The sequence below is a fragment of the Streptomyces sp. NPDC034049 genome (assembly GCF_055575575.1).
In genome coordinates this window covers 117,577-144,397 of record NZ_JBVISJ010000004.1, presented here as the reverse complement: position 1 = coordinate 144,397, position 26,821 = coordinate 117,577, and the positions used below count along the sequence as shown (strand labels likewise).

The following is a 26,821-nucleotide window of genomic DNA, read 5'->3' as shown; positions in this document are numbered from 1 at the left end:
CAGTCACCCGCCTCAGGCAGATCACTCGCCCCACGCCAGTCACCCGCTTCATGCCGATCACTCGCCCCACGCCGGTCGCCGGCCTCCTGCCGGACACCCGTCTCCTGCCGGTCGCTCCTCTCGCGTCGGTCACTCGACTCCTGCCCCCCACTCGTCTCTCGTCCTCCCGCACGCCGCTCGCGCTTCGCCTCCTCCCCTCGCTGATCCTTCTCTTCCCGCTTCGCCCTCTCCCCGCGCTCGTCTCCCGCCCCGGTACCGCCCTCTTCGGCTCGCGCCTGCGCAGCTGTCCGCTCCCCCGCGTCCTCGCCAGGTTCCGCAAGTCGGCGTCCCAGGTCAGGAGTTGCCGCCCGGGATTCCGACGCCCTCCGCAGCGCTTCCCGGGCCGCGTCCGCTGGGCGCGCGCCCCCGCCTTCCCCGGCCGGCCGGGGGTTCGCCGCACCGACGCCGGTGCCGGGTCCGGCTCCCGGCAGCGCAGGCGTATCCGCGTCCGCACCCGGATCCCGTGCGGCGCGCAGCGCGCGGCGGGCCGCGTCGGCGGGGCGGGTGCCCTCCGTGCCCTCGGGTGTCCCCTCCGCCCCGCTCACGACGACCTCCGCAACGACACCAGGTCGGTCAGCTCCCGGTCCGTCAGCTCCGTGAGGGCAGCCTCGCCCGAGCCGAGGATGGCGTCGGAGAGGGCGCGCTTGGATTCCAGCATCTCGGCGATGCGGTCCTCGATGGTGCCCTCGGTGATGAGGCGGTGCACCTGGACGGGCTGGGTCTGGCCGATGCGGTAGGCGCGGTCGGTGGCCTGCTCCTCCACGGCCGGGTTCCACCAGCGGTCGAAGTGGACGACATGGCCGGCGCGGGTGAGGTTCAGACCGGTGCCGGCGGCCTTGAGGGACAGGACCAGGACCGGTGTCGCTCCGCTCTGGAAGCGGTCCACCATGTGTTCGCGGTCCTTGACGGGCGTACCGCCGTGGAGCAGTTCGACCGGGATCGCGCGGGCGGCGAGGTGGGCGGTGATCAGCCGGGCCATGCCGACGTACTGGGTGAAGACCAGTGCCGAACCGTCCTCGGCGAGCAGTGTGTCCAACAGCTCGTCCAGCAGGGCGAGTTTGCCGGAGCGGGCGGCGAGCCGGTCCACCGCGGCCGCGCCCGCCCCCTCCGCCAGATGGCCCGTCCCCGCCTCCTCCTTCAGATAGAGCGCCGGGTGGTCGCAGATCTGCTTCAGGGCACCGAGGAGCTTCAGGACGAGGCCCCGGCGGGCGATGCCCTCCGCCGTCTCGATGGCGAGCATCGACTCACGGACGACGGCCTCGTACAGGGCGGCCTGCTCGCGGGTGAGGGGGACGGGGTGGTCCGTCTCGGTCTTGGGCGGGAGTTCGGGCACGATGCCCGGGTCCGACTTCTTGCGGCGCAGGAGGAAGGGGCGGACCAGACGGGCGAGACGGGTGACCGCCTCCTGGTCCTCGCCGTTCTCCACGGCGCGGGCGTGGCGGGCCCGGAAGGACTTGAGCGGGCCGAGGAGCCCCGGGGTCGTCCAGTCGAGCAGGGCCCAGAGTTCGGAGAGGTTGTTCTCGACCGGGGTGCCGGTGAGGGCGACGCGCGCGGGCGTCGGGATCGTGCGCAGCGCCTTCGCCGTGGCCGAGTAGGGGTTCTTGACGTGCTGGGCCTCGTCGGCGACGACCATGCCCCAGTGCTTCTCGGCCAGGTGTGGGGCGGCCGAGCGCATGGTGCCGTAGGTGGTGAGGACGAAGCCGCCGTCGAGGTCGTCGAGGGTGCGGTCGGTGCCGTGGAAGCGGCGGACGGGGACGCCGGGGGCGAAGCGGGTGATCTCCCGCTGCCAGTTGCCCAGCAGGGAGGCGGGGCAGACGACCAGGGTGGGTTCGGGGCGGGCCCGGCGCAGATGCAGGGCGATGACGGTGATCGTCTTGCCGAGGCCCATGTCGTCGGCGAGGCAGCCGCCGAGCCCCAGGGAGGTCATCAGGTCCAGCCAGGCCAGGCCCCGGAGTTGGTAGTCGCGGAGGGTGGCGGAGAGGCCGGGCGGCGGCTCGACCGGGGCGAGGCCGGCCGTCAGGCGGTCACGGAGGGCCGCCAGTGCCCCGACCGGCACCGCTTCCACCGTCTCGCCATCGACCTCCGCCTGGCCGGTGAGGGCGACGGACAGGGCGTCCACCGGGTCCAGGAGGCCCAGTTCGCGTTTGCGAGCCTTGCGGACGAGGGCCGGGTCGACGAGGACCCACTGGTCGCGGAGGCGAACGATCGGGCGGTGGGCCTCGGCGAGGGTGTCCATCTCGGCTTCGGTGAGCGGGTCCCCGCCGAGCGCCAACTGCCAGCGGAACCGCAGCAGTTCCTCGCTCTCGAAGAAGCCGGTGCCGTCGGTGGCGGAGCCGGGCGCGGGGCGCACCTCGGCGCGGGCGCTGAGGTCGTGGGCGAGGTCCCGGGGCCAGTGCACCGCGACGCCGGCCGCGCCGAGCCGGGTCGCGGCGACGCCCAGCAGGTCCGACAGCTCGTCCTCGGAGAGGGCGAGGACATCGGGGACGTCCTGTTCGCCGAGGCGGTCCAGGGGCGGCCAGACACGGGCCGCGCGGCGTACGGCGAGGGCGGCGTCCACACGTGCGCGGGGCCCGAACGCCGCGTCCGCGTCGCCCGCCCAGAGCGCCGCCGCGTCGACGACGAGAGTGGGGTCGGCGAGGCTGTGCACCTGGACGACGGCCGCGCCCGCCCGCGGGGCTCGCTCGGCGTCGTCGAAGAGGTCGTACGCCGACAGGTCCAGGCGCAGGGAGATCCGTACGCCCGCGTCCATGCCCGCGGCGACCTCGGCCGCCCAGTCGCGCGCGCGCGGCAGCCGCTGTGCGGCGTGTGCCGCGAACGGTTTCCCGGAGACGTACGGCGCCGCCGGGCCGCGTGGGAGCGTGTCGGCGACCGCGTCCAGGAAGGACCGCATCAGGGCCTCCGGCTCGGGCAGCCGGAGCGGTCCCCTGCCGGGCAGCGGCACGGCGTGGCCCTCGTACGGCAGGGCCGCGGCGACGGCCCTGAGGTGGGCGATGTCGTCCGGGTCGAGGGGTCCCGCCCGCCATGCGTCGTACCCCTCGGCGGTCAGTCCGGGCAGCAGCCGCCCCCGGGCGACCAGCCGCAGCGCGTGCAGCGCGGCCGCGCCCCAGCAGGCCGTGGCGGGGTGGGCGGCGGGGTCGCGGCGGGCGCGGGTGAGCAGGGGAAGGGCCTCGCCGACCGGCAGGCACAGGGCGGGGACGGTGCCCCTGCGGGCGCCGGCGCCGTGGGGTCGTACGACGGTGAGGTCCTCGGCGGCACCCGGTGGCGGCTCGGCGCCCGCCGGGTCCCAGAACGCGAACCGGCCGTGCCGGGGCAGCGGTGCGGGCAGGAAGACGGCGGCCAGCCGGACGGGGACGGACACGGGCGTGTGGGCGGTCACGGGCGGGCGCGCCGTCGCGGGCGTACGCGTGGCAGCGGCCGTGTCGGCCTCGGGGACAGCCATGTCCCGCATGTGTCCGGTCACCTCCCGCCCCTCGTCGGATGAGCCGTCTCCGGTCCGGCTCCGATCGGCCGCCTTCGACTCGACTGTCTCCGACTCTACGGGCGGGGTCTGACAATCGGCCGCGGCGAGCGTGCGACGGCCCGGCCGCGGCGATGTCCGAGCAGGTCAGGGCACGGTTCGGGACACCAGGTACACCATCGGGTGCTCCGGGTTGGACCGGTTCACGACGATGTCATGGGTGGGCTCGGGGTTCTTCTGGTCGTTGACGAGGCCGTACCAGGGGCCGGGGCCGGTGAAGTCCCAGCCGACGATCCCCCGGTCACGGGCGTTGATCGCGGTCTTGTCCTCGACGAGGTCGCCGGTGCCGGCGCCGATCTGGTTGAGGAAGCTCTCCAGTCCCTCGTTGCTCGTATAGAACTGCACGTAGAGTCGGCTGGTCTTCCAGTTGTTCGTCTCGTAGTACGCGACATGCTTGGAGTACGGCGGGATCGGCACCTGGTAGAGGCGCTGCTGGACCCGGGAGGGCCAGTGGGCGGTGAGGCCGGTCGCCGAGTACTTCTTCTCCTTGTCCTTGCCGCTGTCGCGGCTCTGGTTGGCGGAGATCACCAGATAGCCGGCCGGTACGCCGATGAGCAGCACGATGATCGCCAGGGTGAGGGCCCGACGGCGGATCATGTGGCGGCGGTCCTCGGCGGGCCGCTCCGGTTCCTCCGGGGAGGAGCCCTGGTGGGGCACCGCGGCGGTCATGCGGAGTCCTGGGTGGTGCGACGGGCCTCCACGTACCGCGCGTAGCGCTCGTACCGCTCCACCCGGCGCCGGTTGGCGCGGCGGAAGCGGCGGGCGACGAGTCTGGCGAGGTCGGCGGCGCCCACCATGCCGGCTTCGGGGCCCAGCTGGGCGCGGGCGATCCGGGCCTCGGGGCGGTAGCCGCGGCCGGTGAGGTGGCGGCGGAAGGCGTCCCGGGCCGGGCCGATCAGCAGGTCGTCGGCGGCCGAGACGCCGCCGCCGATGACGAAGCAGGAGGGGTCGAGGGCGGCGGCCAGGTTGGCGATGCCGACGCCGAGCCACTGGCCGATGTCCTGGAGCAGCTCGATGCACATCGCGTCGCCCTCGCGGGCCAGCTCGGTGATCATCGGCCCGGTGATGTCGCCGATGTTCCCCTTGACGTGCTCGATGATCCCGTACGCCACCGGGGAGTCGGCCGCCGCGAGCTCGCGGGCCTCCCTGACCAGGGCGTTCCCCGAGCTGTACTGCTCCCAGCAGCCGCGGTTGCCGCACGGGCAGCGGTGGCCGCCGGGCACGACCTGCATATGGCCGAACTCGCCGGCGACCCCGAACTTGCCGCGCTTGACCTGGCCGTCCTCCAGGATCGCGCCGCCGATACCGGTACCGAGCGTGATCATGACCAGGTGGTCCTCGTCGCGGCCGGCGCCGAAGCGCCACTCGGCCCAGGCGGCGGCGTTGGCGTCGTTGTCGACGAGGACGGGCACCGCGAGCCGGCCGGCGAGGCGGTCGCGGAGGGGTTCGTTGCGCCAGGACAGGTGGGGGGCGAACAGCACGCGGTTGCGGTCCGCGTCCACCCAGCCGGCGGCGCCGATGCCGACGGCGTGCACGTCGTGCCGGTCGGAGAGGTCCAGGACCAGTTCCGTGATGGTGTCCTCGACGACCTGGGGGCTCTTGGACTTGTCCGGGGTCTCCGTGCGGAGCTTCTCCAGGATGTTGCCGTCGGCGTCCACGACGCCCGCCATCACCTTCGTGCCGCCGATGTCGATGCCGACGGTGGGGACGCGGGGGGCCGTCAGATGGGAGCGGCGCTCGCGCGTTCCCACGGTCCGCAGGACGGTGGCCCGCGCGGAGCCGCGGTGGGTGAAGTCGCGGTAAGTGCTCATCGGGCCGATTCTGCCTTAGCGCTCCGCTTGGTGTGGCGTGGGGGCGGGGGGTGCCACGGGTTGTTTTCGGGTGCGGGCCGGTGGGGCTTCTCGCGCAGTTCCCCGCGCCCCTGGGAAAGCGGGGCTGCGCCCCTGCTTTCCCAGGGGGCGGCCTCCTATGTCCTCACCAGCAGCTGGAAGTCGAACGAGTAACGCGACGCCCGGTAGATGTGGGTGCCGTATTCGACCGCTCGGCCCGTGTCGTCGAAGGTTGTGCGCTGCATGGTGAGCAGGGGGGCGTTCTCCGGTTCTCCCAGGCGGTCGGCCTCGTCCGGGGTCGCCGTTCTGGCGCCGATGGTCTGGCGGGCGCTGTGGAGGGTGATACCAGCGGTCCGCATGAGGCGGTAGAGACCGGTCGCTTCGAGCTGTGGGGAGTCGAGGTCGAGCAGGTCGGTGGGGAGGTAGTTGCAGAGGTACGCCATGGGCTCGCCGTGGGCCAGACGGAGTCGCTCGATGCGGTGGACTTCGCTGCCCTCGGCGACGGCGAGGGCGGCGGCGACCTCGGCGGAGGCGGTGACGGTGGTGTTGACCAGGACACGGGTGGCCGGCCGCTGCCCCGCGGCCTCCAGGTCGTCGTAGAGGCTGCTCAGTTCCAGGGGGCGTTTGACCTGGCTGTGGACGACCTGGGTGCCCACTCCGCGGCGGCGTACGAGCAGACCCTTGTCGACCAGCGACTGGATGGCCTGGCGGACGGTCGGACGGGACAGGCCCAGGCGGGCGGCCAGCTCGATCTCGTTGCCCAGCAGACTGCCCGGGGTCAGCTCGCCGTGCTCGATCGCGGCCTCCAGCTGCTGGGACAGCTGGAAGTAGAGCGGGACCGGGCTGCTGCGGTCGACGCTGAGCTGGAGCGACACGGTCGGAGCCATTTCTGGTTTCGGCACGGCCCGAGCGTAGCCCCGGTGTCTGGTGACGGGAAGCCGCGTGGTTCGGTTGTCCGGACAAACCATTGACACGGCGGCAGGTACGACCCCACTTTGTTTCCCATGCGCATCGGACTCATCGGGGCGGGTCGCATCGGGACGTTCCACGCGACCACCCTCAGCCGCCACCGCGATGTCGGCTCTCTGATCATCACCGACGTAGACCCTGCTCGGGCCCATGACCTCGCGGATCGCCTCGGCGAGACGGTGGCGCCGGGCGTGGACGAGATCTTCACCTGGGGCGTGGACGCCGTGGTGATAACGGCCGCGACGTCGGCCCACGGCGAACTGATCGGTCGGGCAGCACGCTCGGGACTCCCGGTGTTCTGCGAGAAACCCGTCGCCGTGGATCTGCCGGGCACCTTAAGCGCGCTGGCCGAGGTCGACGCGGCCGGGACGGTGCTGCAGATGGGTTTCCAGCGGCGTTTCGACTCGGGCTACGTCACGGCGCGCGAGGCGGTGCGGGCGGGCCGGCTCGGACGGCTGCACACCGTACGGGCGCTGACGGCCGATCAGACGCCGCCTCCGGCGGGCTATCTGCCGATCTCGGGTGGCATCTACCGGGACACCCTGATCCACGACTTCGACATCGTGCGGTGGGTGACCGGGCGCGAGGTCACCTCCGTGTACGCGACCGGGTCGGACGCCGGGCACCCGATGTTCCGGGAGGCGCGCGATCTCGACACGGCGGCGGCGCTGCTCACCCTGGAGGACGGCACGCTCGTGACGGCCACGGCGGCGCGGGTGAACGGCGCCGGGTACGACGTGCGGCTGGAGCTGGCCGGGGAGCTGGACACGGTGGTGGTCGGGCTGGACGACCGTACGCCGCTGGCGTCCACGGAGCCGAGCGGACCGCCGCCGGCGGACAAGCCGTGGACCGGCTTCCTGGAGCGGTTCGCCGCCGCGTACGAGGCCGAGATCGGCGCGTTCGTGGAGGTGGTGCGCGGGGAGCGGGCGAACCCGTGCGACGGCCGGGAGGCACTCCAGGCGCTGCGCGTGGCCGAGGCGTGCGAGCTGTCCCGGCGGGAGCATCGTCCGGTCAACCTGGGCGAGATCCCGGGGGGTCGGGAGTAGGCACACCGCCGGGGGTGCGTTGTCGGGTGCGGGTGGGTGGGGCTTCTCGCGCAGTTCCCCGCGCCCCTTGAGGGCCTACGGCCCTTTCGGGCCGAAAAAGCCGGGGCGCAGCCCCGCTTTTTCAGGGGCGCGGGGAACCGCGCGACCAGCCCCCACCGGACGGACGCCTGGGGGTCGAGGGGCGCAGCCCCTGGGGGAGGGACGGTAGGGGCGGCGGGGGCGAGGAACCGCTCACCAGCGCACCGGCAGACTCCGCACCCCCCGTATCAACATCCCTGGCAACCACTCCCCCGGCGAACCGTCCGACGCGAGATCCGGGCACCGCCGCAGCAGCGCCCGGAGCGCGACACCGGCCTCCATACGCGCCAGAGGCGCACCCAGGCAGAAGTGGATGCCGTGCCCGAAGGCGAGGTGCCCACGGGTGTCCCGGTGGATGTCGAAGCGGTCGGGCCCGGGATACCGCGCGCCGTCCCGATCGGCGGCGGCCAGTCCGATCATCACCGCATCGCCCGCCGGGACGACCGTGCCGCCGATCTCCAACGACTCGGCGGCGAAGCGGAACGTCGCGTTCTCCACCGGTCCCTCGTGGCGCAGGGTCTCCTCCACGACCGCGTCCACGAGGCTCGGGTCGGCCCGCACCTCGGCGAGTTGCCCGGGGTGGGTGAGGAGCGCGTGGACGGCGCCCGTGATGAGGTTGACGGTGGTCTCGTGGCCGGCGATCAGGAGGATGAAGGCCATACCGCGCAGCTCGGCGGGTGACAGACGGTCACCGTCCTCGTCGGTCGTCCGGATCAGCGCGCTCAGCAGGTCGTCGGCGGGCGGCGAGCATCGCTTGTCCTCGACCAACTGCTCCAGGTACGCGGCGAGTTGGACGAAGGCCGCGTACTCGCTCTCCCCGCTGGTGGGTGCCACGGCCTCCGTCGACAGCTTGCGGAAGGCCGCCCGGTCGGGCTCGGGCACGCCGAGCAGTTCGCAGATGACGGTGAGGGGCAGCGGGTACGCGAACGACTCGACCAGGTCGGCACGGCCCCGCGGCAGCATGGCGTCGAGCAGCGAGTCGGTGATCTCCTGGACCCTCGGCCGCAGCCGCTCGACCCGGCGCCCGGTGAACTCGCGGGCGATCAGCCGGCGCAGCCGGGTGTGCTGGGGCGGGTCGGCGACCAGTAGATACTTGCCGATCAGCTCCTCGTCGAGGAAGGTCCTCCCGACCTTCGCGCCGTCCTTCGAGAGCCGGGGGTCGGCGAGCGACGCCCGCGCCTCCTCGTACCCGACGACGAGCCAGACCTCGTGGTGCGCGTCGTGCTTGGGCAGCCGGACCCGGTGGACGGGGCCGCGCGCCCGCAGTGCGGCGTAGACCGGATGGGGGTTCTCGGTGAACCCCGGTCCGTACTCCCCGAGATCGATCACATGCCGCTGCCCCATGAATCCCCCTTCACCCGTCCAACGCCCGCGGTCGCTCAGGAGTGCCCGTCCTCCAGCAGGCCCGCGTCGTAGGTCAACAGGGCGATCTGCACACGGTTGTTGAGGTCGAGCTTGGCGAGGATGCGGGAGACATGGGCCTTGACGGTGGCGACGCTCATGAAGAGGGCGGCGGCGATCTCGGCGTTGGAGGCGCCGCGGCCGACGGCGACGGCGACCTCGCGTTCCCGGTCGTTGAGGGCGGCGACCCGGGCACGGGCGGTGCCGCGGCGGGTGTCGGGGGCGCTGCCCGCGGCGTGCGCCATGAGCTGGCGCGTGACTGCGGGCGACAGCACGGGCTCGCCGGCCGCGACCCGCCGTACCGCCTCGACGATCTCGGCCGGCGAGGTGTCCTTCAGGACGAAGCCGGCCGCGCCGGCCCGCAGTGCGCGCAGGACCTGGTCGTCGGCGTGGAAGGTGGTCAGGACGACGACCTCGGGCGCGTCCGGGCGGGCGCGGAGCCGCTCGGTGGCGGCGAGGCCGTCGACGGTCGGCATCCGGATGTCCATGAGGACGACGTCCGGGCGCGTCCGGTCGACGAGGGCCTGCACCTCGTCGCCGTCGGCGCCCTCGCCCACGATCTCGATGTCGTCGGCGCCGCCCAGCATGAGGGAGAGGCCGGTGCGCACGAGGGGGTCGTCGTCGACGAGGAGCAGTCGGATCGCGGTCATCGGCCCACCGTTCGGATGTCGGTCATGGAGCACTACCGTAGGGCGCTTCGCCCGGAGCGCCGCGTCGGCGCGGTCGGACCCGTTAGTGTCGGCCGGTACGGCATTCAACTGACGGAGGTTCTGGGTGCGTTACCGACTCCTGGGCCGGACGGGCCTGCGGGTCTCCGAGCTGTTCCTGGGCGCCATGACCTTCGGGGAGCAGGGCGGGGTGGGGGCGCCTCCGCAGGAGTGCGCGCGGATCCTCGACGTGTACGCGGAGGCCGGCGGCAATGTGATCGACACGGCGGTCAACTACCGGGGCGGGGAGAGCGAGCGGATCGTCGGCGAACTGCTCAAGGGCCGGCGCGACCGGTTCGTGCTGTCCACCAAGTACACCGTGTCCCGGGACGGCACCGACCCCAACGCCGCGGGCAACCACCGCAAGAACCTCGCGCTCTCCCTGGAGACGAGTCTGCGGCGCCTCGGGACGGACTACATCGACCTCTACTGGGTGCACATCTGGGACCGCAACACCCCGGTCGAGGAGACGATGCGCGCCCTCGACGACGCCGTACGGTCCGGGAAGGTGCTGTACGTCGGCATCTCGGACGCCCCGGCGTGGGTGGTGGCACGCGCCAACACCCTGGCCGAATGGCGGGGTTGGTCGCCGCTGTCGGCGCTTCAGGTGCCGTACAGCCTGCTCAACCGGGACATCGAGCGGGAGCTGCTGCCGATGGCGGAGGCGTTCGGCATGTCGGTCGCGGCGTGGAGCCCGCTGCAGAACGGTGTGCTGTCCGGCAAGTACACCCGCCCGGGCGGGGTGGCGCCGGGTACCGCGACCCGGCTGTCCGCCGAGGCGATCGGCACGCGCGAGCGTGCGGTGGCACAGGCCGTGCAGAGCGCCGCGGACGAACTCGGCGCCACCCCGGCCCAGGTGGCCATCGCCTGGACCATGGCCCACTCCCCCGCCGTGCACCCCGTCCTGGGCGCCCGCCGTGTCGAACAGCTGATGGACAACCTGGGCGCCGCCCGGCTGGTCCTCCCGGAGGAGATCCTGGCCCGGCTGGAGGAGACCACCGACTTCCGCCTGGGCTTCCCCGGGGACTTCATCGACGAGGCGTCGGCGTGGGTGTACGGGTCGGTGGGTCAGCGCGTGGTGCCGCGTACGGCCTGAGCCGGGCCGGGGGCGTCCGTCAGGCGCGCAGACGTACGCCGTGACGGACGCGCAGCCGGTGTATCTCCCACCACGCGACGGCCGTCACCGAGGCCGGTCCGCCGACGAGGGCGGCGAGCTGGACCAGGGGCGGGCCCGGCGGCAGTCCGCCGACGGCCAGGTTGATGGCGGAGAACTCCCACACCAGGGCGCCGGTGAGCAGCGCGGGGAGCGCGGGATGCACATCGACGGTGTTGAACGCGCTGCGCACGGCGGGCCCGGTGGCGAAGACGATGAAGAGCAGCACCCAGAGCAACGGGACGAGCAGGGCGAGGGGCGCCCACAGGTTCATGTCCTGCTCCAGGCGGGTGCGGGTGTAGTAGATCGCCCCGCCGAGGAACGGGACCGCCGTGAAGGCGCCGACGTACCACAGGGCGGACTTCCCGGCGGTGCGCAGCGGGGCACGCATGGCCCGGCGCGCGTTCGGCGACGACCAGCGGAACAGGGCCGCGACGACCACGGGCGCGCTCAGGAGCAGCAGCCAGGGGGAGACGGTCAGCCGCATCATGAACTGCTGCTGCGCCTGGTCGACGTCCTCGGGCTTGCCGTACACGGCGAGGATCAGCAGCGACATGAGGGTGGCCGTCCAGGCGCGTCTGCGCTGCACCCGCGTCACGTCGTCGTCCGGGAGGCGGTGGCGGGAGCGGGAAGGGAAGATCCGCCGGGCGGGGCGGCGGGCCGAGCGGGCCAGCGGGTAGCCCACCAGCAGACCGACCACCAACGGCCACGCGCACATCGCGGCCATCGCCCAGAGGCAGCCGTGCACCCGGAGCCCCTTGAGGAACTCCCCGAGCGGCGGCCACTCGTCCTCCCGCAGCCGACGCACGAGGGTGGGCGGCGGGCCGTAAGGGGGATACGGCGGACCCTGCGGAGGGTAGGGCGGGAGGTGCGGGTGCGGCGGCGGGTACGGTCCTCCGTCCGGTGGCGGCCAGGGTGGCTGATACGGATCGCGTCCCCCGAAACTCACTCCGCTGTCCCCTCCGCACACGCACCGGCCGTTCCTCAACTGGCCATCATGGGGGACGGGATGAGGTGGCGCACCCCGATAAGGGTTTCCGGTCGGACGCGGTGCCCGGGGTCACTCCCAGGGCAGCCAGGCCCGCACCGCGAAGCCGCCGCCTTCCTCGGGACCGTGCTCCAGGCTGCCCCCGGCCAGCACGGCGCGCTCGGTGAGGCCGATGAGCCCCTGGCCCGAGCCGGGTACCGGCGGGACCTCTCCCGGGGGCGCGGGGTTGCGTACGGAGACGGTGAGTCCGTCGCCCGGGGCGCCCGTGACCGTGACGGTGACCTCGGCGCCGGGGGCGTGCTTGCGGGCGTTGGTCAGGCACTCCTGGGCGATGCGGTAGGCGGTGCGGCCGACGGAGGCGGGGACGGCGGCGCGGTCGGTGACGCGCTGGTCGAGGGCGACCTTCGTCCCGGCCTCTCGGCACTCGGAGACGAGGGCGTCGAGCGCGGCCAGGGTCGGCTGGGGGCGCCCCGGGTCCTCGGGCTCGCCCGTGCGGAGCACCCCGATGATCTCCCGCAGGTCCTGCAGCGCCTCGTGGGCGCTCTCCCGGATGACGCCCGCCGCGCGGACGATCTCGGCCCGTGGCGCGTCGGGCCGGAACTCCAGCGCGCCCGCGTGCACGCTCAGCAGTGTCAGACGGTGCGCCAGGACGTCGTGCATCTCGCGGGCGATGGCCTCCCGGGCGAGCCGTTGGGCCTGTTCGGCGCGGAGTGCCGCCTCGGTCTCGGCGCGTCGGGCACGGTCCCGGAAGCTCAGCATGAGCTGTCGTTTGGAGCGTACGAACATGCCCCAGCCAACGATCGCGGCGGTGAGGAGCACGACGGCGAACACCGCCCAGGGGTAGGCGACGTCGGGGTCGGGGCGCAGCCAGAAGAACAGCGGGGTCAGCAGGAGGGACGTGCCGCCGATCCAGGCCACGTACCGGAAGGGCCGGTGCACGGTGAGGGTGAAGAGGGCTACCAGACCGGCGCCGCCCGCGGTGTTCGACACGAAGCAGACCGGGACCATCGCCACGGCGAGCCCGACCGGCCGGCGTCTGCGCAGCCAGACGGCGGCGCAGGCGAGCGCGCCCAGCACCTGGTCGACCACGGCGAAGGCCTGCGGCAGGCCGGCTTCGTTCCGGACGGTCTCCACGCCCAGGAGGCCGATGAACACGGCCAGCAGGAAGCAGGTGAAGTCGACGGCCCAGTCCCGTGCGGTGCGCCGGGGCGGCCGTCCGGAGCGGTCGTCGGCGGGGTCGTCGTCGGGGTCGTCACCGGAGTGGAGGAGGGCCGACGGCAGCAGCCAGCTCCGCCCCGGGAAGGTCGGGGGCTCCGGTACCGGCTCGTCAGCGCTCACGGTCGACAAATCTATGCAGAGCCGGCCTCCGCCACCTCCCCTCCGGCGGGGATCGCGACCGAAGTCGTGGCGTCGTCGACCTTCGGCCGTCCGCCACGCCGCGGATCACTACTCCCGTCGCACGGCCCTCGCCCCGCGGCCGATGCGCGTGGGGGGAGCGCGAAACGAGGATCCTGGCCATGAAGCAGCTGTTGGAGTTCTTCGGGTTCCTCGCCCTGCTGCAGGGCACCGGCGGTCTGGTGTACGAACTCACCGGCAAGCTCAAGTGGGGGGTGACACAGCGGTGGAGCACCCTGGACGGCTACGAGCTCTATGTGAGCATCGCGCTGATCGTCCTGGCGATCGCCCTGTTCGCGACGACGGAGAGCCGTAGGCCCGGGTGACCGTCCCGGCCTCGTCCGGGTGACCGTCCCGGCGTCGTCGGGTGACCGGCACCCGTCCCGGGCGTCCGTCCGGTGGGGGGAGGACGGACGCCCGGGACGGGTGTGCGCGGGCCCGGTCAGCAGTCGTGGTCGACCAGGTCGAAGGACGCGTAGTGGTCGGCCGTGTAGTAGTCCTCCTCGTTCTGCTGGCCGGTGACGATGCGGCGGGCGCCGCGGGTGGAGGAGCCGGGGGTCTTCACCGTGTACTCGTGGTAGTAGCCGGTGGCCCGCGACGGCAGGACGCGCTCCCGGTTCTGGAAGACGCTGCCGTCCTGCGCGTACGGGTAGGGGCCGCCCCGCGCGATCAGGTCGAGCGTGGTGTGCGCCTGCGACGGCAGGTCGCTGTAGCAGATGCTGCCGACCGCCGCGGCCGCCGGTGTGGCGGTGACGGTGCCGCCGACGAGGAGGGCGGACAGGAGGGCGGCCGCCGCTCCGATGCGTGGTGCTCGTGGGGGGAATCTCATGGCCTCATGATGACGCGCGTAGACAGTGTCATGTCAATGACAAGTTCCATGATTTTCCGGGCACGTCCTTTAAGTTTTCCGGGAGTTAACCGGAGTCGGCGGTCCGGCGCTGGGGCCCGGCCGACGCCCGTGGGGGCCCGGTGCGATGCTCCGGGCCCCTTGAGGACCAAGGGCCCGGGCTCAGCCGCCCAGTTCCTGGTGACGGGTCGACAGGTGCGTGCTGCCCTGCTCGGTCAGCGAACCGAAGAGGCGCAGGCGGGAGATGCCGCCGTCGGGATATATGTCGACGCGGGCGTGGGTGGCCCGGACCGGCGCCGGGAGGACGAAGCGGTGGTTGGTGTCGGGCTGGAGGCGGGTGCGCGGGAGGACCTCCGTCCACGCGCCGTCGTCCCCGTCCTTCACCGAGACCGTGGCCCAGCCGGCCGCGTTGCCCTTGAGGTAGGCCGTGTCGATCTCCAGGGCACGGATCTCGGACTGGGCGGCGAGCCGGTAGCGGATCCAGTCGTTGCCCTGGTCGCGGCGGCGCCGCGTCTCCCAGCACTCGTGCATCACCCGGGCGCGGCCGGGCTGGATGGTGTTGGTGGCGGGCGAGTAGAAGAGGTTGGAGGCGTCCTCGGCCCGGCCGCCGTTCTCCAGGGCGACCACGTCGAAGGTGCCGAGGGCGGCCAGCCAGGCCGGGTCCGGCACGACCTCGCCGTGCACCCGCAGGCGGGCGATGCCGCCGTCGGGGTGCTGGTTCAGGCGGAGGTGGGTGAAGCGCTGCTCGACGGAGACCGCGAAGCCGTTGGCGGCGTGGCCGCCGACGGGGGTGCGCGGGACCAGCGTCGTCCACTTCACGTCGTCGGCGAGCAGTTCCTCCGGCGACGGGGTACCGGCCACGCACGCCGCCTCCACGGACACCGCCTGCGGGTAGTTGCCGCGGAAGTGGGCCGTGTCGACGACGATCCCCCGGATCACCCCGGGCGCGCCGAGGCGGATCAGCGCCCAGTCGTGGTCGTCGGCCGTCGGCCAGGGGTGCTCGGCCGAGGCTCCCCGGCGGCGGCGCGTCTCCCAGCCGTCCATGACCTTGCCCTTGTGCCCGAAGTGCTCGGGGTCGAACTCGGCGCGCTCGGGCACCAGCAGGTTCTCCCGGTGGGCGAAGAACTCGTCGTTGGCGGCGATCACCCCGGCGCCGAGCCTGCGGTCGGCGAGGTCGGCGTACCGGGTGAAGGAGAAGTCGGCGGTGCGGTAGTCCGCGTACGGGTCGCCGCCGGCGTACGGGTTCGCGTCGCCGGTGAAGCCCGTGTACGGGGTGTGGTGCTGCGCCGTCACGATGATCAGGTCTGCCTTTCGGTTGGTCGGCCGCCTCGGGTGCGCGGTGATCAGGGGGTGCGGGTGAGAAGTCGCCCCTTCGGTTCGGTGAACTCGCCGTCCGCGACGATGCGTTCGCCGCGCAGCCAGGTCGACTTGACCACGCCGTACAGGGTCTTGCCGGCGTACGCGGTGACGCGGTTGCGGTGCTGGAGCGCGGCCGGGTCGACGGTGAAGGTCTCGTCGGGGGCGAGGACGGCGAAGTCGGCGTCGCGGCCGGGCTCGATGGCGCCCTTGCGGTCCAGCCCGACGAGGGCCGCCGTGCGGGTGGACATCCAGCGGACCACGTCCTCCAGGCCGTGGCCGCGCCTGCGGGCCTCCGTCCAGACCGCCGCGAGGCTCAGTTGCAGGCCGGAGATGCCGCCCCAGGCCGTGGCGAAGTCGTCGGTCTTGAGGTCGGCGGTCGACGGGGAGTGGTCGGTGACCACACAGTCGATCGTGCCGTCCGCGAGGGCCTGCCACAGGAGGTCCTGGTTGGCGGACTCCCGGATGGGCGGGCAGCACTTGAACTCGCTCGCCCCGTCCGGGACTTCCTCGGCGGTGAGGGTGAGGTAGTGCGGGCAGGTCTCCACGGTGATCCGCACGCCCTCCCGCTTGGCCTCGGCGATCAGCGGGAGGGCGTCGCTGGAGGAGAGGTGGAGCACGTGGACGCGTGCGTCGAGCCGCCGGGCCTGGGCGACGAGGGCCGCGATGGCGGTGTCCTCGGCGTCCCGCGGGCGGGAGGCGAGGAAGTCCGCGTAGCGGGGGCCGCCCTGCTGGGGTGCCGCGTCGAGGTGGTGGGGGTCCTCGGCGTGCACGATCAGCAGCCCGCCGAAGCCCGCGATCTCGGCCAGGGAGCGGGCGAGCCCGTCCTGGTCGAGGTGCGGGAACTCGTCCACGCCGGAGGGCGACAGGAACGCCTTGAAGCCGAAGACCCCGCTGTCGTGCAGCGGCCGCAGGTCCTTGACGTTGTCGGGCAGGGCGCCGCCCCAGAAGCCGACGTCGACATGGGCCTTGTCGGCGGCGACCTCGCGCTTGACGCGGAGGTGGTCGACCGTGGTGGTCGGCGGGAGGGAGTTGAGGGGCATGTCGACGAGGGTGGTGATGCCCCCGGCCGCCGCCGCGCGCGTGGCGGTCCAGAAGCCCTCCCAGTGGGTGCGCCCGGGGTCGTTCACATGGACGTGGGTGTCGACGAGTCCGGGCAGCAGGACGTGGTCGCCGAGGTCCTCCAGGTGGGCGCCGGACGGTGTCTCGGCGTCGTACGGGAGTACGGCCGTGATCCTGCCGTCGGCGACGGCGACCGCGGCGGGTCGCGATCCGTCGGGGGTGATGACGCGCGTCGAGCGCAACACCAGTTCAGCCTCGGACACCGGGACCCCTCTCGCCGTACCGCTCTTCACTTCCGCGTTAACGGGATTTACTTCCACGTAACGGAATTCAACGTTCTGTTGAAGGAGTTTTCACCCCTCCCTCCGCCCCGTCAAGGGCACACCCCTCCACTCTGCCTCCAGCGCGCTCACACTGGATGTTTTCACAAGACGGAATTAGTCTTCCACTGGGCAGAACGTAATGACGTACGAGCCGGTAGTCAACGAACTGCCCGGTAGGCTGCGACCTCGCCCGCCATCCCGAAAGGACCGCGCCTGTGCCGACGTCCAGCGCCAGCGCCCACACGACCGACTCCGCCAAGTCGTCCTCCGGTGGCGTCCAGTCCCTCGAGCGCGCCTTCGATCTGCTGGAGCGGATGGCGGACGCCGGCGGCGAGGTGGGGCTCAGCGAGCTGTCCGTGAGCAGCGGGCTGCCCCTGCCGACCATCCACCGGCTGATGCGGACGCTGGTCGTCTGCGGCTACGTACGCCAGCAGCCCAACCGGCGGTACGCCCTCGGCCCGCGCCTGATCCGCCTCGGCGAGTCCGCGTCCCGGCTGCTCGGCACCTGGGCGCGTCCGTACCTCGCGCGGCTCGTCGAGGAGACCGGCGAGACGGCGAACATGGCGCTGCTGGACGGCGACGAGATCGTCTACGTCGCCCAGGTCCCGTCCAAGCACTCGATGCGGATGTTCACCGAGGTGGGCCGCCGCGTGCTGCCCCACTCCACGGGGGTCGGCAAGGCGCTGCTCGCCGGCTTCCCGGCCGACGAGGTGCGCGCGCTGCTGGCCCGTACGGGCATGCCCGCCGCCACGGACAAGACGATCACCACGCCCGAGGGCTTCCTGAGCGCTTTGGAGGACGTCCGCCGCCTCGGCTACGCCGTCGACGACAACGAGCAGGAGATCGGCGTCCGCTGTCTCGCCGTCTCCGTCCCCGACTCCCCCACCGCCGCGGCCATTTCGATCTCCGGCCCGGCCGGGCGCGTCACCGAGGCGGCGACCCAGCGGATCGTGCCGGTGCTCCAGCAGGTGGCCGCGGAACTGTCGGAGGCCCTGGCGACCTCGGGGGCGGGTGGCTGAGGGGTGTCGATGCCGGGGGTGGGTGCCCGAGGGGCACGTCGTCGGGTGCGGGCGAGCGGGGGCTTCTCGCGCAGTTCCCCGCGCCCCGAAAGGCCTACCAGCCCCCACCGGACGGTCAGCGACGAGGTGGCTCTCCGAACAGCTCCACCGCCGTACGCACCTCCGCCAGCCCCTTGGCCAGCGCGCTCACCGACCCGATCGAGCCCGCGATCAGCAACAGCGACCGCCTCAGTCGCGGCACCTCCGGCATCCCGGTGACGGCCATCGCCGCGAGCGCCGCCAGCTCGTCCTCGGCGATGCCACGGTCGGGGAACTCCGCGGGGTGCGCGGCCAGTTCACGACGCAGCCGGGACACGGCCGAGCCCAGCTCCGCCACTCTCGGATCCTCGTCACTGCCGGTCACTGGCCTCTGCCCCAAGCTCCGCAACACAGCCCTCTCCCCCCTCGCCCACGTCCTCGTGCACGAGCCGTGGTCGCGCACCCGAGCGCGGCCGTCCGCCCCTCGGCGTCGGTCGGGCGCCGGGGGTGGCGCGGGCCAGTAAACGCCAATCGGCGTGGCGAGCGCCACTACGGGGACCGAAATTCAGTCCCCGGGAATCGCAAAGACGGCAGCCGGTCCGTGGGGCTTCACGGGACGCATCCGCCCGGTCGGGTATGCAGGGGGACATGACGCACCGCCAGCCCCGGACCGGGGCCCGTGACGAGGCCCGCCCGACCCCCGAGAGCGAGGTCGCCGGACTGCTGCTGGCGGCCGGTGGCGGGCGGCGCCTCGGCGGCCGCCCCAAGGCCCTGCTCATCCACCGCGGCCGCCCCTTGGTCGAACACGCGGTCGGCGTGCTGCGGGCGGGCGGCTGCGCCCGGATCCATGTGGTCCTCGGCGCCGGGTCCGCGGCCGTGCGCGCCCGCGCCGAGCTGACCGGCTGCGTCCTGGTCGACAACCCGGACTGGGCCGAGGGCATGGGCTCCTCGCTGCGGGCCGGACTGGAGTCGCTGACGGGGACGGGGGCGCAGGCCGCGCTGGTGTCGTTGGTGGACCAGCCGGGCATCGGGCCGGAGGCGGTGGCCCGCGTCCTCGCCGCGCACCGATCGAGCGGATCGCTCGCGGCGGCCTCGTACGACGGTGTGCGGGGCCATCCCGTCCTCTTCGGCGCCGGCCACTGGTCCGGCATCGCCGCGACCGCCACCGGCGACCGGGGCGCGCGCGCCTATCTGCGGGCGCACGACGACACGCTCACGCTCGTCGAGTGCGGGGACGTGGCGCGGCCGTACGACATCGACACCGAGGCCGATCTCGCCCACCTCGAGTGAGCGCGGTGACACTCAGCGCCACGCTGCCTCGATACTGAGAATCTCGACATCAACAAAACATTGAACTTCCACCATGAGGAAACTACTATCCACTGTTCAGAAGCGCCCTCCTCATCCAGGGGCGCCCACAGCCCGACCCGGGTCGACCGACACCCGGTGCCACGCCCGCTGAAGGAAGTGACAGCTCATGTCCGCACCAGCGCCGTCCCCGCTGGCCATCGTCGACGCCGAGCCCCTGCCCCGCCAGGACGAGGTCCTCACGCCCGCCGCCCTCACCTTCGTGGCCGAGCTGCACCGCCGGTTCACCCCCCGGCGTGAGGAGCTGCTGGCCCGCCGCGCGGAGCGGCGCGCCGAGATCGCCCGCACCTCCACGCTCGACTTCCTCCCGGAGACCGCCGCGATCCGCGCCGACGACTCCTGGAAGGTGGCCCCCTCGCCCGCCGCCCTGGAGGACCGCCGGGTCGAGATCACCGGCCCCACCGACCGCAAGATGACGATCAACGCGCTGAACTCCGGCGCGAGGATCTGGCTCGCGGACTTCGAGGACGCCTCCGCGCCCACCTGGGAGAACGTGGTTCTCGGCCAGGTGAACATGGCCGACGCCTACCGGCGGACCATCGACTTCACCGACGAGCGCACCGGCAAGTCCTACGCGCTGCGCCCGAACGAGGAGCTGGCGACGGTCGTCATGCGCCCGCGCGGCTGGCACCTCGACGAGCGCCACCTCGTGGACTCCGACGGCGACGCGGTGCCCGGTGCGCTCGTCGACTTCGGCCTGTACTTCTTCCACAACGCCCAGCGGCTGCTGGACCTCGGCAAGGGCCCGTACTTCTACCTCCCGAAAACGGAGTCGCATCTGGAGGCCCGCCTCTGGAACGAGGTGTTCGTCTTCGCGCAGGACTACGTCGGCATCCCGCAGGGCACCGTCCGCGCCACCGTGCTCATCGAGACGATCACCGCCGCGTACGAGATGGAGGAGATCCTCTACGAACTCCGCGACCACGCCTCGGGGTTGAACGCCGGCCGCTGGGACTACCTCTTCTCCATCGTGAAGAACTTCCGTGACGGCGGCGCCAAGTTCGTCCTCCCGGACCGCAACGCGGTGACGATGACGGCCCCGTTCATGCGGGCGTACACCGAACTCCTCGTCCGCACCTGCCACAAGCGCGGCGCGCACGCGATCGGCGGCATGGCCGCGTTCATCCCGTCGCGGCGCGACGAGGAGGTCAACAAGGTCGCGTTCGAGAAGGTCAAGGCCGACAAGGACCGCGAGGCGAACGACGGCTTCGACGGCTCCTGGGTGGCCCACCCCGACCTGGTCCCGATCGCCATGGCCTCCTTCGACGCCGTCCTCGGCGACAAGCCGAACCAGAAGGACCGCCTCCGTGAGGACGTCGACGTCAAGGCCGCCGACCTGATCGCCGTCGACTCCCTCGACGCCCGGCCGACGTACGCCGGACTCGTCAACGCCGTGCAGGTCGGGATCCGTTACATCGAGGCCTGGCTGCGCGGCCTCGGCGCCGTCGCCATCTTCAACCTGATGGAGGACGCGGCCACCGCCGAGATCTCCCGCTCCCAGATCTGGCAGTGGATCAACGCGGGCGTCGAGTTCGAGCGCGACGGCGACACCGTGAAGGCCACGCCGGAGCTGGCCCGCGAGGTCGCCGCCGAGGAACTCGCCAACCTGCGGGCCGAGTTGGGCGACGAGGCCTTCGCCGCCGGTCACTGGCAGCAGGCCCACGACCTGCTGCTGGAGGTCTCCCTCGACGAGGACTACGTCGACTTCCTGACCCTGCCGGCGTACGAGCAGCTGAAGGGCTGAGCTACGACCCGCCGATCCTGTCCGAGTGGCCCAGGGAGCGTCCCGGGGCCACTCGGTCGCGTACGGCCTGCTTGACCGCGGTGGGCTCGGGGAAGCCCTGCTCACGGCGGTCCCACACGACCTCGTCGCCGACCCGCACGACGAAGACACCGCCCGTGCCGGGCCGGAGGGACAGCTCGGTCAGTTCGGTCTCGAAGGTCGTCAGCAGTTCCTGCGCCAGCCAGGCGGCGCGGGGCAGCCAGCGGCACTGGGTGCAGTACTCGATCTCGACGCGCTGTGTCCCCGTCATCCCAGGTGCACCGACCAATCCTGTTCCGCCGCCGGCTTGCCGTGCAGGTCGGGGACCCGCTTCAGCCAGTCCGGTCGGCCGCGTTGTGTCCTCGCCGCGCGGAGGGCCTCCTCCGCGGCGAGTTCCTCCCGGGTGGGGAAGTCGGTGGGGAGCCAGGCGGCGGAGGAGCGCACGCGCGCGTGGAGGTAGCGCACATAGGCGTCGCGGACCTCGTCGGGCGAGGCGAAGCCGTCCTCGACGGGCAGCCAGCCGTCCGGGACCTCCGCGACGATCCGCCGCAGCAGCTCCTCCGTCACCTTCGGCGCGAGTTCGGCGTCGGCCGCGCGCACGTCGGGGGCGTAGTGGCCGAGGGCGTGGTGGCGGAAGTCGTACGCCTTCGTGGGGTCCGAGGCGTCCCAGCGGTGGTGGAAGACGAGGGCCGCGCCGTGGTCGATCAGCCAGAGGCGCGGGGGCGCGACGCCGAGCGTGGGCCAGACCATGAGGTTCGAGCTGTGCACGGTGCGGTCGACATTGACCGTGAGGGCGTCGAGCCAGATGATCCGCCCCGCTTCGAGCGGGTCGACGCGGAACTCCTTCGCGATCTCCGGGGTGAAGTCCGCGGCGCCCGGCAGAAAGTCCATGCCGAGGTTGAGGCCCGCGCTCGCGACGTGCAGCTCCCGCACCTCCTGGTGCGGCTCGCTCTCGGCGATCGCCGGGTCGAAGTGCGCGAGGACCAGCTCCGGGAACCGCAGCCCGAGCGCCCGCGCCAGCTCCCCGACGATCACTTCGGCGACCAGCGCCTTGCGCCCCTGCGCCGAGCCGGTGAACTTGACGACGTAGGTGCCCAGGTCGTCGGCCTCGACGACACCGGGGACGGAACCGCCGGCCCGCAGGGGGGCGACGTAGCGGGTTGCGGTGACCTCTCTCAGCATCGTCCAAGGCCCCACAGGTCGGTCGCGTCGTCTTCCACGGCAGTGAACATAGTAACGAGACGCGACAAGGAGCGTTTCGACGTGGCGCCGCGCACGGCGGTCACCACACGCGAAACGGTCTGCCGAGAGACTCGGCAGACCGTTCAGGATATTTCCGCGCCGCTCCCCGATTTGCTGACATTCATGCCGGGCGTGATGAAAACCCGGAATGATTCAGAATTCGACGACGCGGAAAATCAAGGCTTCGGCGTGCAACCGTTCTGGCTCTTGGTCTGGCATTCCGCCCAGTGCATCGAGGAAGTGATACCGGTCAATGTACCCATGTTCCCGACGAAGTACTGCTTGCAGTCGCCGCCCTCACGCCACTTCTCGATGAGGAACTTGCGGTACTCGACCATGGGACGCGTGTACCCGCGCTTCTTGGAGTCGACGACCATCTTGTTGGTCACCTTGACGCCCTTGGTCACACTCTTCGTCACGTCGTAGCTGGTGTGGAACTCGACCTTGCCGATGCCCCAGCTCAAGCTGCCGCCGGCCTCGGCCTTCCAGGTCGAGGAGCGAGTCGTGCTCCTCGTCACCGAGATCGACAGGGTGGACTTGGAGGAGGAGCTGTTGTACTTGCTGTTCGTGGGGCCCGTCGCCTTGTAGACGGGCGAGCCGTACTTCACCACCTTGTAGTAGGTGGAGGGCTGACAGGCCGCGGCGGCAGGGGTGGACATCGCCGGAATCATGGCGAGACTGCCGAGGACGAGCGCGGCACTCGTGGCTGTCGAGCCGAATGCACGCTTCATGGTCGTATTCATTTTTCCCCGTTTTCTCCGACTGGCGCCGACCCTCGAGTGGCTGCGCCGTTGGAGAGGAAACTAATGACGCACGGCAGCCGGATCAACCACATCGCGCGGAAATTCTTCCGCCATCCTCAGGGAATCCTCAAATTCACGCGAGCGAAGCGGGGCACGGGTTGCCCGTGGATTGGCCGCTCTGTCCGTTCTGCGGGAGGGGGTGAAAGACCGACACGGGGGCGAATCGGGCACCTGAGGAGGTCGATGTGATGCCCGTCACAGGCCATTCCCGGTGGCGGCGCGGCGAGTGGTGCGGAGCGGAGGGGGCGGTACGGCGTGGGCGCAGCCGTCGGCCCTCCCGCGGGGAGGTCGGGAGGGACGAGGCGGCCCCGCCCGGGCCGAAGGGCACAGGCGGGGCCAGGGGTGGGGATCTCCAACGGGGGTGTGGAGATCACCGGGTCACAGCTTGACACTGGTTTCGGCCACGCAACAGAGGTGTGACTGGAATCAGTCGCACGGGATTTCCGCCGAGCCCTCGGCCGGTCGGCCGGTTCACGGGCGGGCCGGTGGGCTGTGGAACGGGTTGGGGAGGGGGAGGTAGCGTGCGTCCGCGCCGTCCGCGCCCGTCCATCTGAGGAGCAGGTTCGTCTTGCCCGGCAGCGTGGGTGAGCCGAGCAGGGCGGTGGCTTCCGGGACGTCGGCGTGGCGTTGCAGCTCTCGTCGTACGGCGGGCCAGGGGTCGAGCGTCGGGTGGTGTTCGGTCAGGGCCGCCGCGATCTCCAGGAGGTTGTTGACGAAGAGGCAGTAGACCAGCCGTTCCCAGCCGGCCTCGCGCGTGACGTCCGGGAGGAGCTTGACCCCCTCGGCGTCGCGGTACACCACCTTCACGGGAGTACCCGAGGCGTCGCAGGCGACGACGGTGTTCTGCAGATGGGCCTCCAGCACGACCCCGTGGTCGTGGAACGCCGCGAGGGCCGGGGGGACGACCGCGCGCAGATACGCCTCCCACCAGGCGTCGGGGTCGACGGCGTGGGCGTACGGGTTGCCCGGGAACGCCTCGGCGCTCTCGGTGAGGGCGGCGGCGAGGAAGGGGGTCGTGCCGGGGGGCACATGGCCGCCCAGGCCGTCCCGCACCAGGACCGCCAGCTCCTCGAACGCGAAGGCGGCGGTGCGGTAGCCCCGGTCGCTCAGCCAGGCACCGGGGGACCCGGCGAAGGCCTCGGTGACCGCCCGGTCGGTGCGGCGCAGCACGAGGAGGTCGTGCCGCCACAGCCGGCGGATGTCGTTGGTGATCCGTACGTCGAGGCTGAACTTCAGGAAGAGGTCGGGGGTGGGCCGAGCCCGGCGGCCGCCTCCGGATGACGGCTCGCCTTCGGACGGGGTCCCGCGTACGCCCTCGGGGACGTAGACCGTGCGGATCGCCGCCGTGGGCCACACCGTGCCCGCCGTCCGGCCCAGTCGCAGGAGGCGGCCGTCCGCGAAGGCTTCGGCCAACTCTCCTGACACCAGGTCGAGTTGCCAGGGATGGGCCGGGAGGAGCCGGTAGCCGGGCGGGGCCGAGCCCAGCGTGTCGAGGGCGGTGGTGTCGCCCTCCTCGACGACCACGTCCTCGCGGACCCCGAGGAGGACCAGCGGGAAGTGGGCGTACGCCTCGGGCGCGTACGGCAGCCAGGCGGCGACCGGGCCGCCGCCGCGGGCCTTGGGTGCGGGGTGGTGGGGATGGCCGGTGATCAGGGACTGCTCGGAGCGCCGGTACGGGTCCTCGGGCGCCGGGGCGTGGACGCGCTCGGCGAGGAGGGCGGCCACGGCCTCGCGGCTGTCCAGCATCTCGGCGGGCAGTTCGGAGTTGACCAGTCCGGTGCGGGCGCGGAGTTCCTCGGCGACGAGCTTGACGAGGTCGGTGTGGGTGAGAGCGTGCCAGGCGCCGGCCGCGCGCACCTCGGGACGGGTGGGGCGTCGGGTGCCGCACACCCGCAGGAGACGTCCGCTGCCCTGGAGGCGGTGCACCCCGTCCCCCTGCGCGTCCGGCGACTCGACCGGCTCTGCCGCTTCCCGCAGCAGACAGTTGAGCAGCGGTGCGGCGGCGAGGGCGTCGGCGGTGGCGCCGATGCTGTCGCGGGGCGGGGTGGCGTCCACGGGGTCCATTCGTTCCTTACGGTGCACTCGTGATCAGTATGTCTGCCCCTCACGCTTCGCCGCGAAGCAGCCACGGGGCGTCCGGCAGCGATGCCGGCATGCGTCGCGGCGGAGGTGGACGGGCAGTGGTCGTACGCCGACGTTCGCACCGACGTCCCTGCCGTCACCCGACTTCTGCCGTCACCCGTACCCGCCCGACACCGCCCCCGCACCCGTACCTGCCCCCGCACCCGAGGAGCCCCTCCGTGGCCCGTCACCCCTTGACCGACGCCGACGCCGACGCCGACGTCGACTCCGACTCGGACGCCGAGGCCGCGCTCGGCGCCGAGTTGGGCACCGTACGCCCCGACCTGGCGGCGCCGTACACGACCGCGCTGCCCGGCGCCCGGGCGGCCGTGCTGTCCCGGCTGTGGCGGGGCCTCGTCCACGAGCCGCTGCCCTGGGTGGTGCGGCGGGACCCGGCCGGTGGGGACGGGGTCACGCTGCACCTAGCCGACGGCCGCCGGCTGCACGGCCCGGCAGTCGATCCGTACGGCACCGCCGCGCAGGTCGAGGAGGTGTGGTTCGACGGGCGGCCGTACCGTCGCCCGGCGCGGCTGATGACCGCCCTGGCCGTCCCGCACAGCGCCGCCTTCGCCACCGAACTCGACCACAGCGTGGCCTCGTTGGCGCTGTCACGCGCCAACCAGGGCTCCTTCGGCACCCCCTTGACGGACGCGTCGCCGAGGGCGGGCTGGGCGTGGGAGCAGGCGATCGTCGACGGGCACCCCTTCCATCCCAACTGCCGTTCCCGGCCCGGCTTCTCAGCGGGCGACCAGCTGGCCTACGGGCCGGAGCACCGGCAGGTGGTGCGGCTGGGGCTGGCGCCCGTCGAGGACGCGCTGGTCGTCGGGAAGTGGCCGGAGGCGCTGCGGGACGGCGGGCGGGTGCTGGTCCCGGTGCATCCGTGGCAGGCGGCCCATGTCCTCAAGTACCCCCTGGGGGACGTGATCGAGGCGCATCCGCTGATGTCCTTGCGCACCCTCGCCCTCGCGGACGGCGGACCGCACGTCAAGACGGCGCTGAGCGCCCGGCTGACCTCCTCCGTGCGGGACATCTCCGTCTACTCGATCGAGACCTCGACGATCGTGTCGGACTTCATGGCCGAGGTCGCGACCCGCACCGACGGCCTGCTGCATGTGACCCGCACGCTCGGCGCGGTCACCGCCGGATCGCCGGATCTCGCGGCGGTGCTGCGCGAATCGCCGGACACGTACGCGGACACGGCGGCCGGCGAACGGGTCCTGCCGGTGGCCGCGTTGGCGACGACCGAGCTGCCGCGGTCGGAGTCCTGGCTGGCGGACTTCGCCCGGCTCGCGCTCACGGTCTCCCTCCGGCTGCTCGATCTGGGCGTGGCCCTGGAGGCGCACGGTCAGAACCTCCTGGTGGTCCTGTCCCCGTCGGGTGCCCCCCGCCGCCTCATCTACCGCGACCTCGCGGACATCCGGGTCAGCCCGGCGCGCCTCGCCCGGCACGGCATCGCGGCCCCGGCCATGTCGGGCCGCATCATCACCGACGACGAACGCACCCTGCGGCGCAAGCTGTTCGGCGCCCTGATCACGGGCACGCTCGGTGCGACGGCCGGTTCGACGCCCGTCCTGCGCGAGGCGCTCGCCACCGCCGTACGGGATCTGCCGCGCACCGCGGATCTGGGCACGTTGCTGGAGGGGCCGGTACCGACGAAGGCGTTGACGCTGATGCGACTTTCGCCGGAGCGGCCCGGAGACATCTGGGCGGAGGTGCCGAGTCCGCTGCGTTGAGCGGTGTCGACGGAGGGACCGGGCCGCGTGGTCCACCCGGTGAAC

At 72.4% G+C, this 26,821-nt stretch carries 23 protein-coding genes; 7 read left to right on the top strand and 16 right to left on the bottom strand.

Translation table 11 applies throughout. The features are described from left to right. Nucleotides 1–580 precede the first annotated feature (580 nt). From ACZ52C_RS13855 to ACZ52C_RS13840, 4 genes are all read right to left on the bottom strand, one after another. Nucleotides 581–3,487, bottom strand: coding sequence for a DEAD/DEAH box helicase (locus ACZ52C_RS13855; RefSeq protein WP_469074924.1), 2,907 nt, complete (start codon nucleotides 3,485–3,487; stop codon nucleotides 581–583). Nucleotides 3,488–3,643: 156 nt separating this feature from the next. After that, complete coding sequence (locus ACZ52C_RS13850) at nucleotides 3,644–4,225, bottom strand: sugar kinase (RefSeq protein ID WP_086803883.1); 582 nt, start codon at nucleotides 4,223–4,225, stop codon at nucleotides 3,644–3,646. Further along, on the bottom strand, nucleotides 4,222–5,367 hold the full coding sequence (locus ACZ52C_RS13845) for an ROK family glucokinase (RefSeq protein ID WP_152172533.1): 1,146 nt from the start codon (nucleotides 5,365–5,367) through the stop codon (nucleotides 4,222–4,224). Before ACZ52C_RS13845 ends, ACZ52C_RS13850 begins: the two co-directional genes overlap by 4 nt. A 155-nt stretch (nucleotides 5,368–5,522) precedes the next feature. Then, a complete protein-coding gene (locus ACZ52C_RS13840) occupies nucleotides 5,523–6,260 on the bottom strand; it encodes a GntR family transcriptional regulator (protein WP_177261897.1) in 738 nt (245 codons plus the stop codon). Between the two features lie 129 nt (nucleotides 6,261–6,389). Here ACZ52C_RS13840 and ACZ52C_RS13835 point away from each other — a divergent pair, with 129 nt between their 5' ends. Next, nucleotides 6,390–7,400, top strand: coding sequence for a Gfo/Idh/MocA family protein (locus tag ACZ52C_RS13835; RefSeq protein WP_469074923.1), 1,011 nt, complete (start codon nucleotides 6,390–6,392; stop codon nucleotides 7,398–7,400). A gap of 231 nt (nucleotides 7,401–7,631) precedes the next feature. Here the strand turns inward: ACZ52C_RS13835 and ACZ52C_RS13830 are convergent, their stop codons facing one another. Together ACZ52C_RS13830 and ACZ52C_RS13825 are read right to left on the bottom strand one after the other, a co-directional pair. Next, nucleotides 7,632–8,822 (bottom strand): cytochrome P450 family protein, encoded by a 1,191-nt coding sequence (locus tag ACZ52C_RS13830; RefSeq protein ID WP_469074922.1) that lies wholly within the window; start codon nucleotides 8,820–8,822, stop codon nucleotides 7,632–7,634. Nucleotides 8,823–8,857: 35 nt separating this feature from the next. Beyond that, a complete protein-coding gene (locus ACZ52C_RS13825; RefSeq protein ID WP_469074921.1) occupies nucleotides 8,858–9,529 on the bottom strand; it encodes a response regulator in 672 nt (223 codons plus the stop codon). A 124-nt stretch (nucleotides 9,530–9,653) separates the two neighbouring features. Between ACZ52C_RS13825 and ACZ52C_RS13820 the strand changes: the two genes are divergently transcribed. Then, nucleotides 9,654–10,682: an aldo/keto reductase gene (locus ACZ52C_RS13820; RefSeq protein ID WP_469074920.1), complete on the top strand. Its 1,029-nt coding sequence runs from the start codon at nucleotides 9,654–9,656 to the stop codon at nucleotides 10,680–10,682. A 19-nt stretch (nucleotides 10,683–10,701) separates the two neighbouring features. On the opposite strand, the gene ACZ52C_RS13815 is transcribed toward ACZ52C_RS13820, so the two are convergent. Both ACZ52C_RS13815 and ACZ52C_RS13810 read right to left on the bottom strand, forming a co-directional pair. Next, nucleotides 10,702–11,547, bottom strand: coding sequence for a hypothetical protein (locus ACZ52C_RS13815; RefSeq protein WP_469074919.1), 846 nt, complete (start codon nucleotides 11,545–11,547; stop codon nucleotides 10,702–10,704). Nucleotides 11,548–11,799: 252 nt separating this feature from the next. Continuing rightward, nucleotides 11,800–13,065, bottom strand: coding sequence for a sensor histidine kinase (locus tag ACZ52C_RS13810; protein ID WP_469074918.1), 1,266 nt, complete (start codon nucleotides 13,063–13,065; stop codon nucleotides 11,800–11,802). 179 nt (nucleotides 13,066–13,244) lie between these two features. Between ACZ52C_RS13810 and ACZ52C_RS13805 the strand changes: the two genes are divergently transcribed. Next, on the top strand, nucleotides 13,245–13,448 hold the full coding sequence (locus ACZ52C_RS13805) for a hypothetical protein (protein WP_469074917.1): 204 nt from the start codon (nucleotides 13,245–13,247) through the stop codon (nucleotides 13,446–13,448). A gap of 116 nt (nucleotides 13,449–13,564) precedes the next feature. Here the strand turns inward: ACZ52C_RS13805 and ACZ52C_RS13800 are convergent, their stop codons facing one another. The 3 genes from ACZ52C_RS13800 to allB form a co-directional block, all read right to left on the bottom strand. Further along, complete coding sequence (locus tag ACZ52C_RS13800) at nucleotides 13,565–13,951, bottom strand: guanyl-specific ribonuclease (RefSeq protein ID WP_469074916.1); 387 nt, start codon at nucleotides 13,949–13,951, stop codon at nucleotides 13,565–13,567. Nucleotides 13,952–14,131: 180 nt separating this feature from the next. Beyond that, nucleotides 14,132–15,262: an allantoicase gene (alc, locus tag ACZ52C_RS13795; RefSeq protein WP_469074915.1), complete on the bottom strand. Its 1,131-nt coding sequence runs from the start codon at nucleotides 15,260–15,262 to the stop codon at nucleotides 14,132–14,134. Nucleotides 15,263–15,312: 50 nt separating this feature from the next. Beyond that, nucleotides 15,313–16,650 carry an allantoinase AllB gene (allB, locus tag ACZ52C_RS13790; RefSeq protein ID WP_469074914.1) on the bottom strand — a complete coding sequence of 446 codons (1,338 nt, stop codon included), beginning with the start codon at nucleotides 16,648–16,650 and terminating at the stop codon, nucleotides 15,313–15,315. Between the two features lie 275 nt (nucleotides 16,651–16,925). On the opposite strand from allB, the gene ACZ52C_RS13785 reads away from it, so the two are divergent. Next, nucleotides 16,926–17,729 carry an IclR family transcriptional regulator gene (locus ACZ52C_RS13785; protein WP_469074913.1) on the top strand — a complete coding sequence of 268 codons (804 nt, stop codon included), beginning with the start codon at nucleotides 16,926–16,928 and terminating at the stop codon, nucleotides 17,727–17,729. A 115-nt stretch (nucleotides 17,730–17,844) separates the two neighbouring features. Here ACZ52C_RS13785 and ACZ52C_RS13780 read toward each other — a convergent pair whose 3' ends face one another. After that, nucleotides 17,845–18,159 (bottom strand): DUF5955 family protein, encoded by a 315-nt coding sequence (locus tag ACZ52C_RS13780; protein WP_469074912.1) that lies wholly within the window; start codon nucleotides 18,157–18,159, stop codon nucleotides 17,845–17,847. 236 nt (nucleotides 18,160–18,395) lie between these two features. On the opposite strand from ACZ52C_RS13780, the gene ACZ52C_RS13775 reads away from it, so the two are divergent. Then, nucleotides 18,396–19,037: a nucleotidyltransferase family protein gene (locus ACZ52C_RS13775; protein ID WP_469074911.1), complete on the top strand. Its 642-nt coding sequence runs from the start codon at nucleotides 18,396–18,398 to the stop codon at nucleotides 19,035–19,037. Nucleotides 19,038–19,224: 187 nt separating this feature from the next. Continuing rightward, on the top strand, nucleotides 19,225–20,859 hold the full coding sequence (gene aceB, locus ACZ52C_RS13770; protein ID WP_469074910.1) for a malate synthase A: 1,635 nt from the start codon (nucleotides 19,225–19,227) through the stop codon (nucleotides 20,857–20,859). Between the two features lies 1 nt (nucleotide 20,860). Here aceB and ACZ52C_RS13765 read toward each other — a convergent pair whose 3' ends face one another. The 4 genes from ACZ52C_RS13765 to ACZ52C_RS13750 all read right to left on the bottom strand — a co-directional run bounded on the left by ACZ52C_RS13765 (nucleotide 20,861) and on the right by ACZ52C_RS13750 (nucleotide 24,986). Next, nucleotides 20,861–21,148, bottom strand: a complete 288-nt coding sequence (locus ACZ52C_RS13765; protein ID WP_469074909.1) for an Rdx family protein — start codon at nucleotides 21,146–21,148, stop codon at nucleotides 20,861–20,863. Then, on the bottom strand, nucleotides 21,145–22,059 hold the full coding sequence (locus ACZ52C_RS13760) for a HipA family kinase (protein WP_469074908.1): 915 nt from the start codon (nucleotides 22,057–22,059) through the stop codon (nucleotides 21,145–21,147). Before ACZ52C_RS13760 ends, ACZ52C_RS13765 begins: the two co-directional genes overlap by 4 nt. 236 nt (nucleotides 22,060–22,295) lie before the next feature. Beyond that, entirely contained in the window at nucleotides 22,296–22,850 is a 555-nt protein-coding gene (locus tag ACZ52C_RS13755; RefSeq protein ID WP_469074907.1) for a hypothetical protein, read from the bottom strand. A 543-nt stretch (nucleotides 22,851–23,393) separates the two neighbouring features. Beyond that, the gene (locus ACZ52C_RS13750; protein WP_469074906.1) at nucleotides 23,394–24,986 is read right to left on the bottom strand and encodes an IucA/IucC family protein; all 1,593 of its coding nucleotides are present in this window, start codon (nucleotides 24,984–24,986) and stop codon (nucleotides 23,394–23,396) included. A 236-nt stretch (nucleotides 24,987–25,222) separates the two neighbouring features. On the opposite strand from ACZ52C_RS13750, the gene ACZ52C_RS13745 reads away from it, so the two are divergent. Further along, a complete protein-coding gene (locus ACZ52C_RS13745; protein ID WP_469074905.1) occupies nucleotides 25,223–26,776 on the top strand; it encodes an IucA/IucC family protein in 1,554 nt (517 codons plus the stop codon). Nucleotides 26,777–26,821 lie beyond the last annotated feature (45 nt).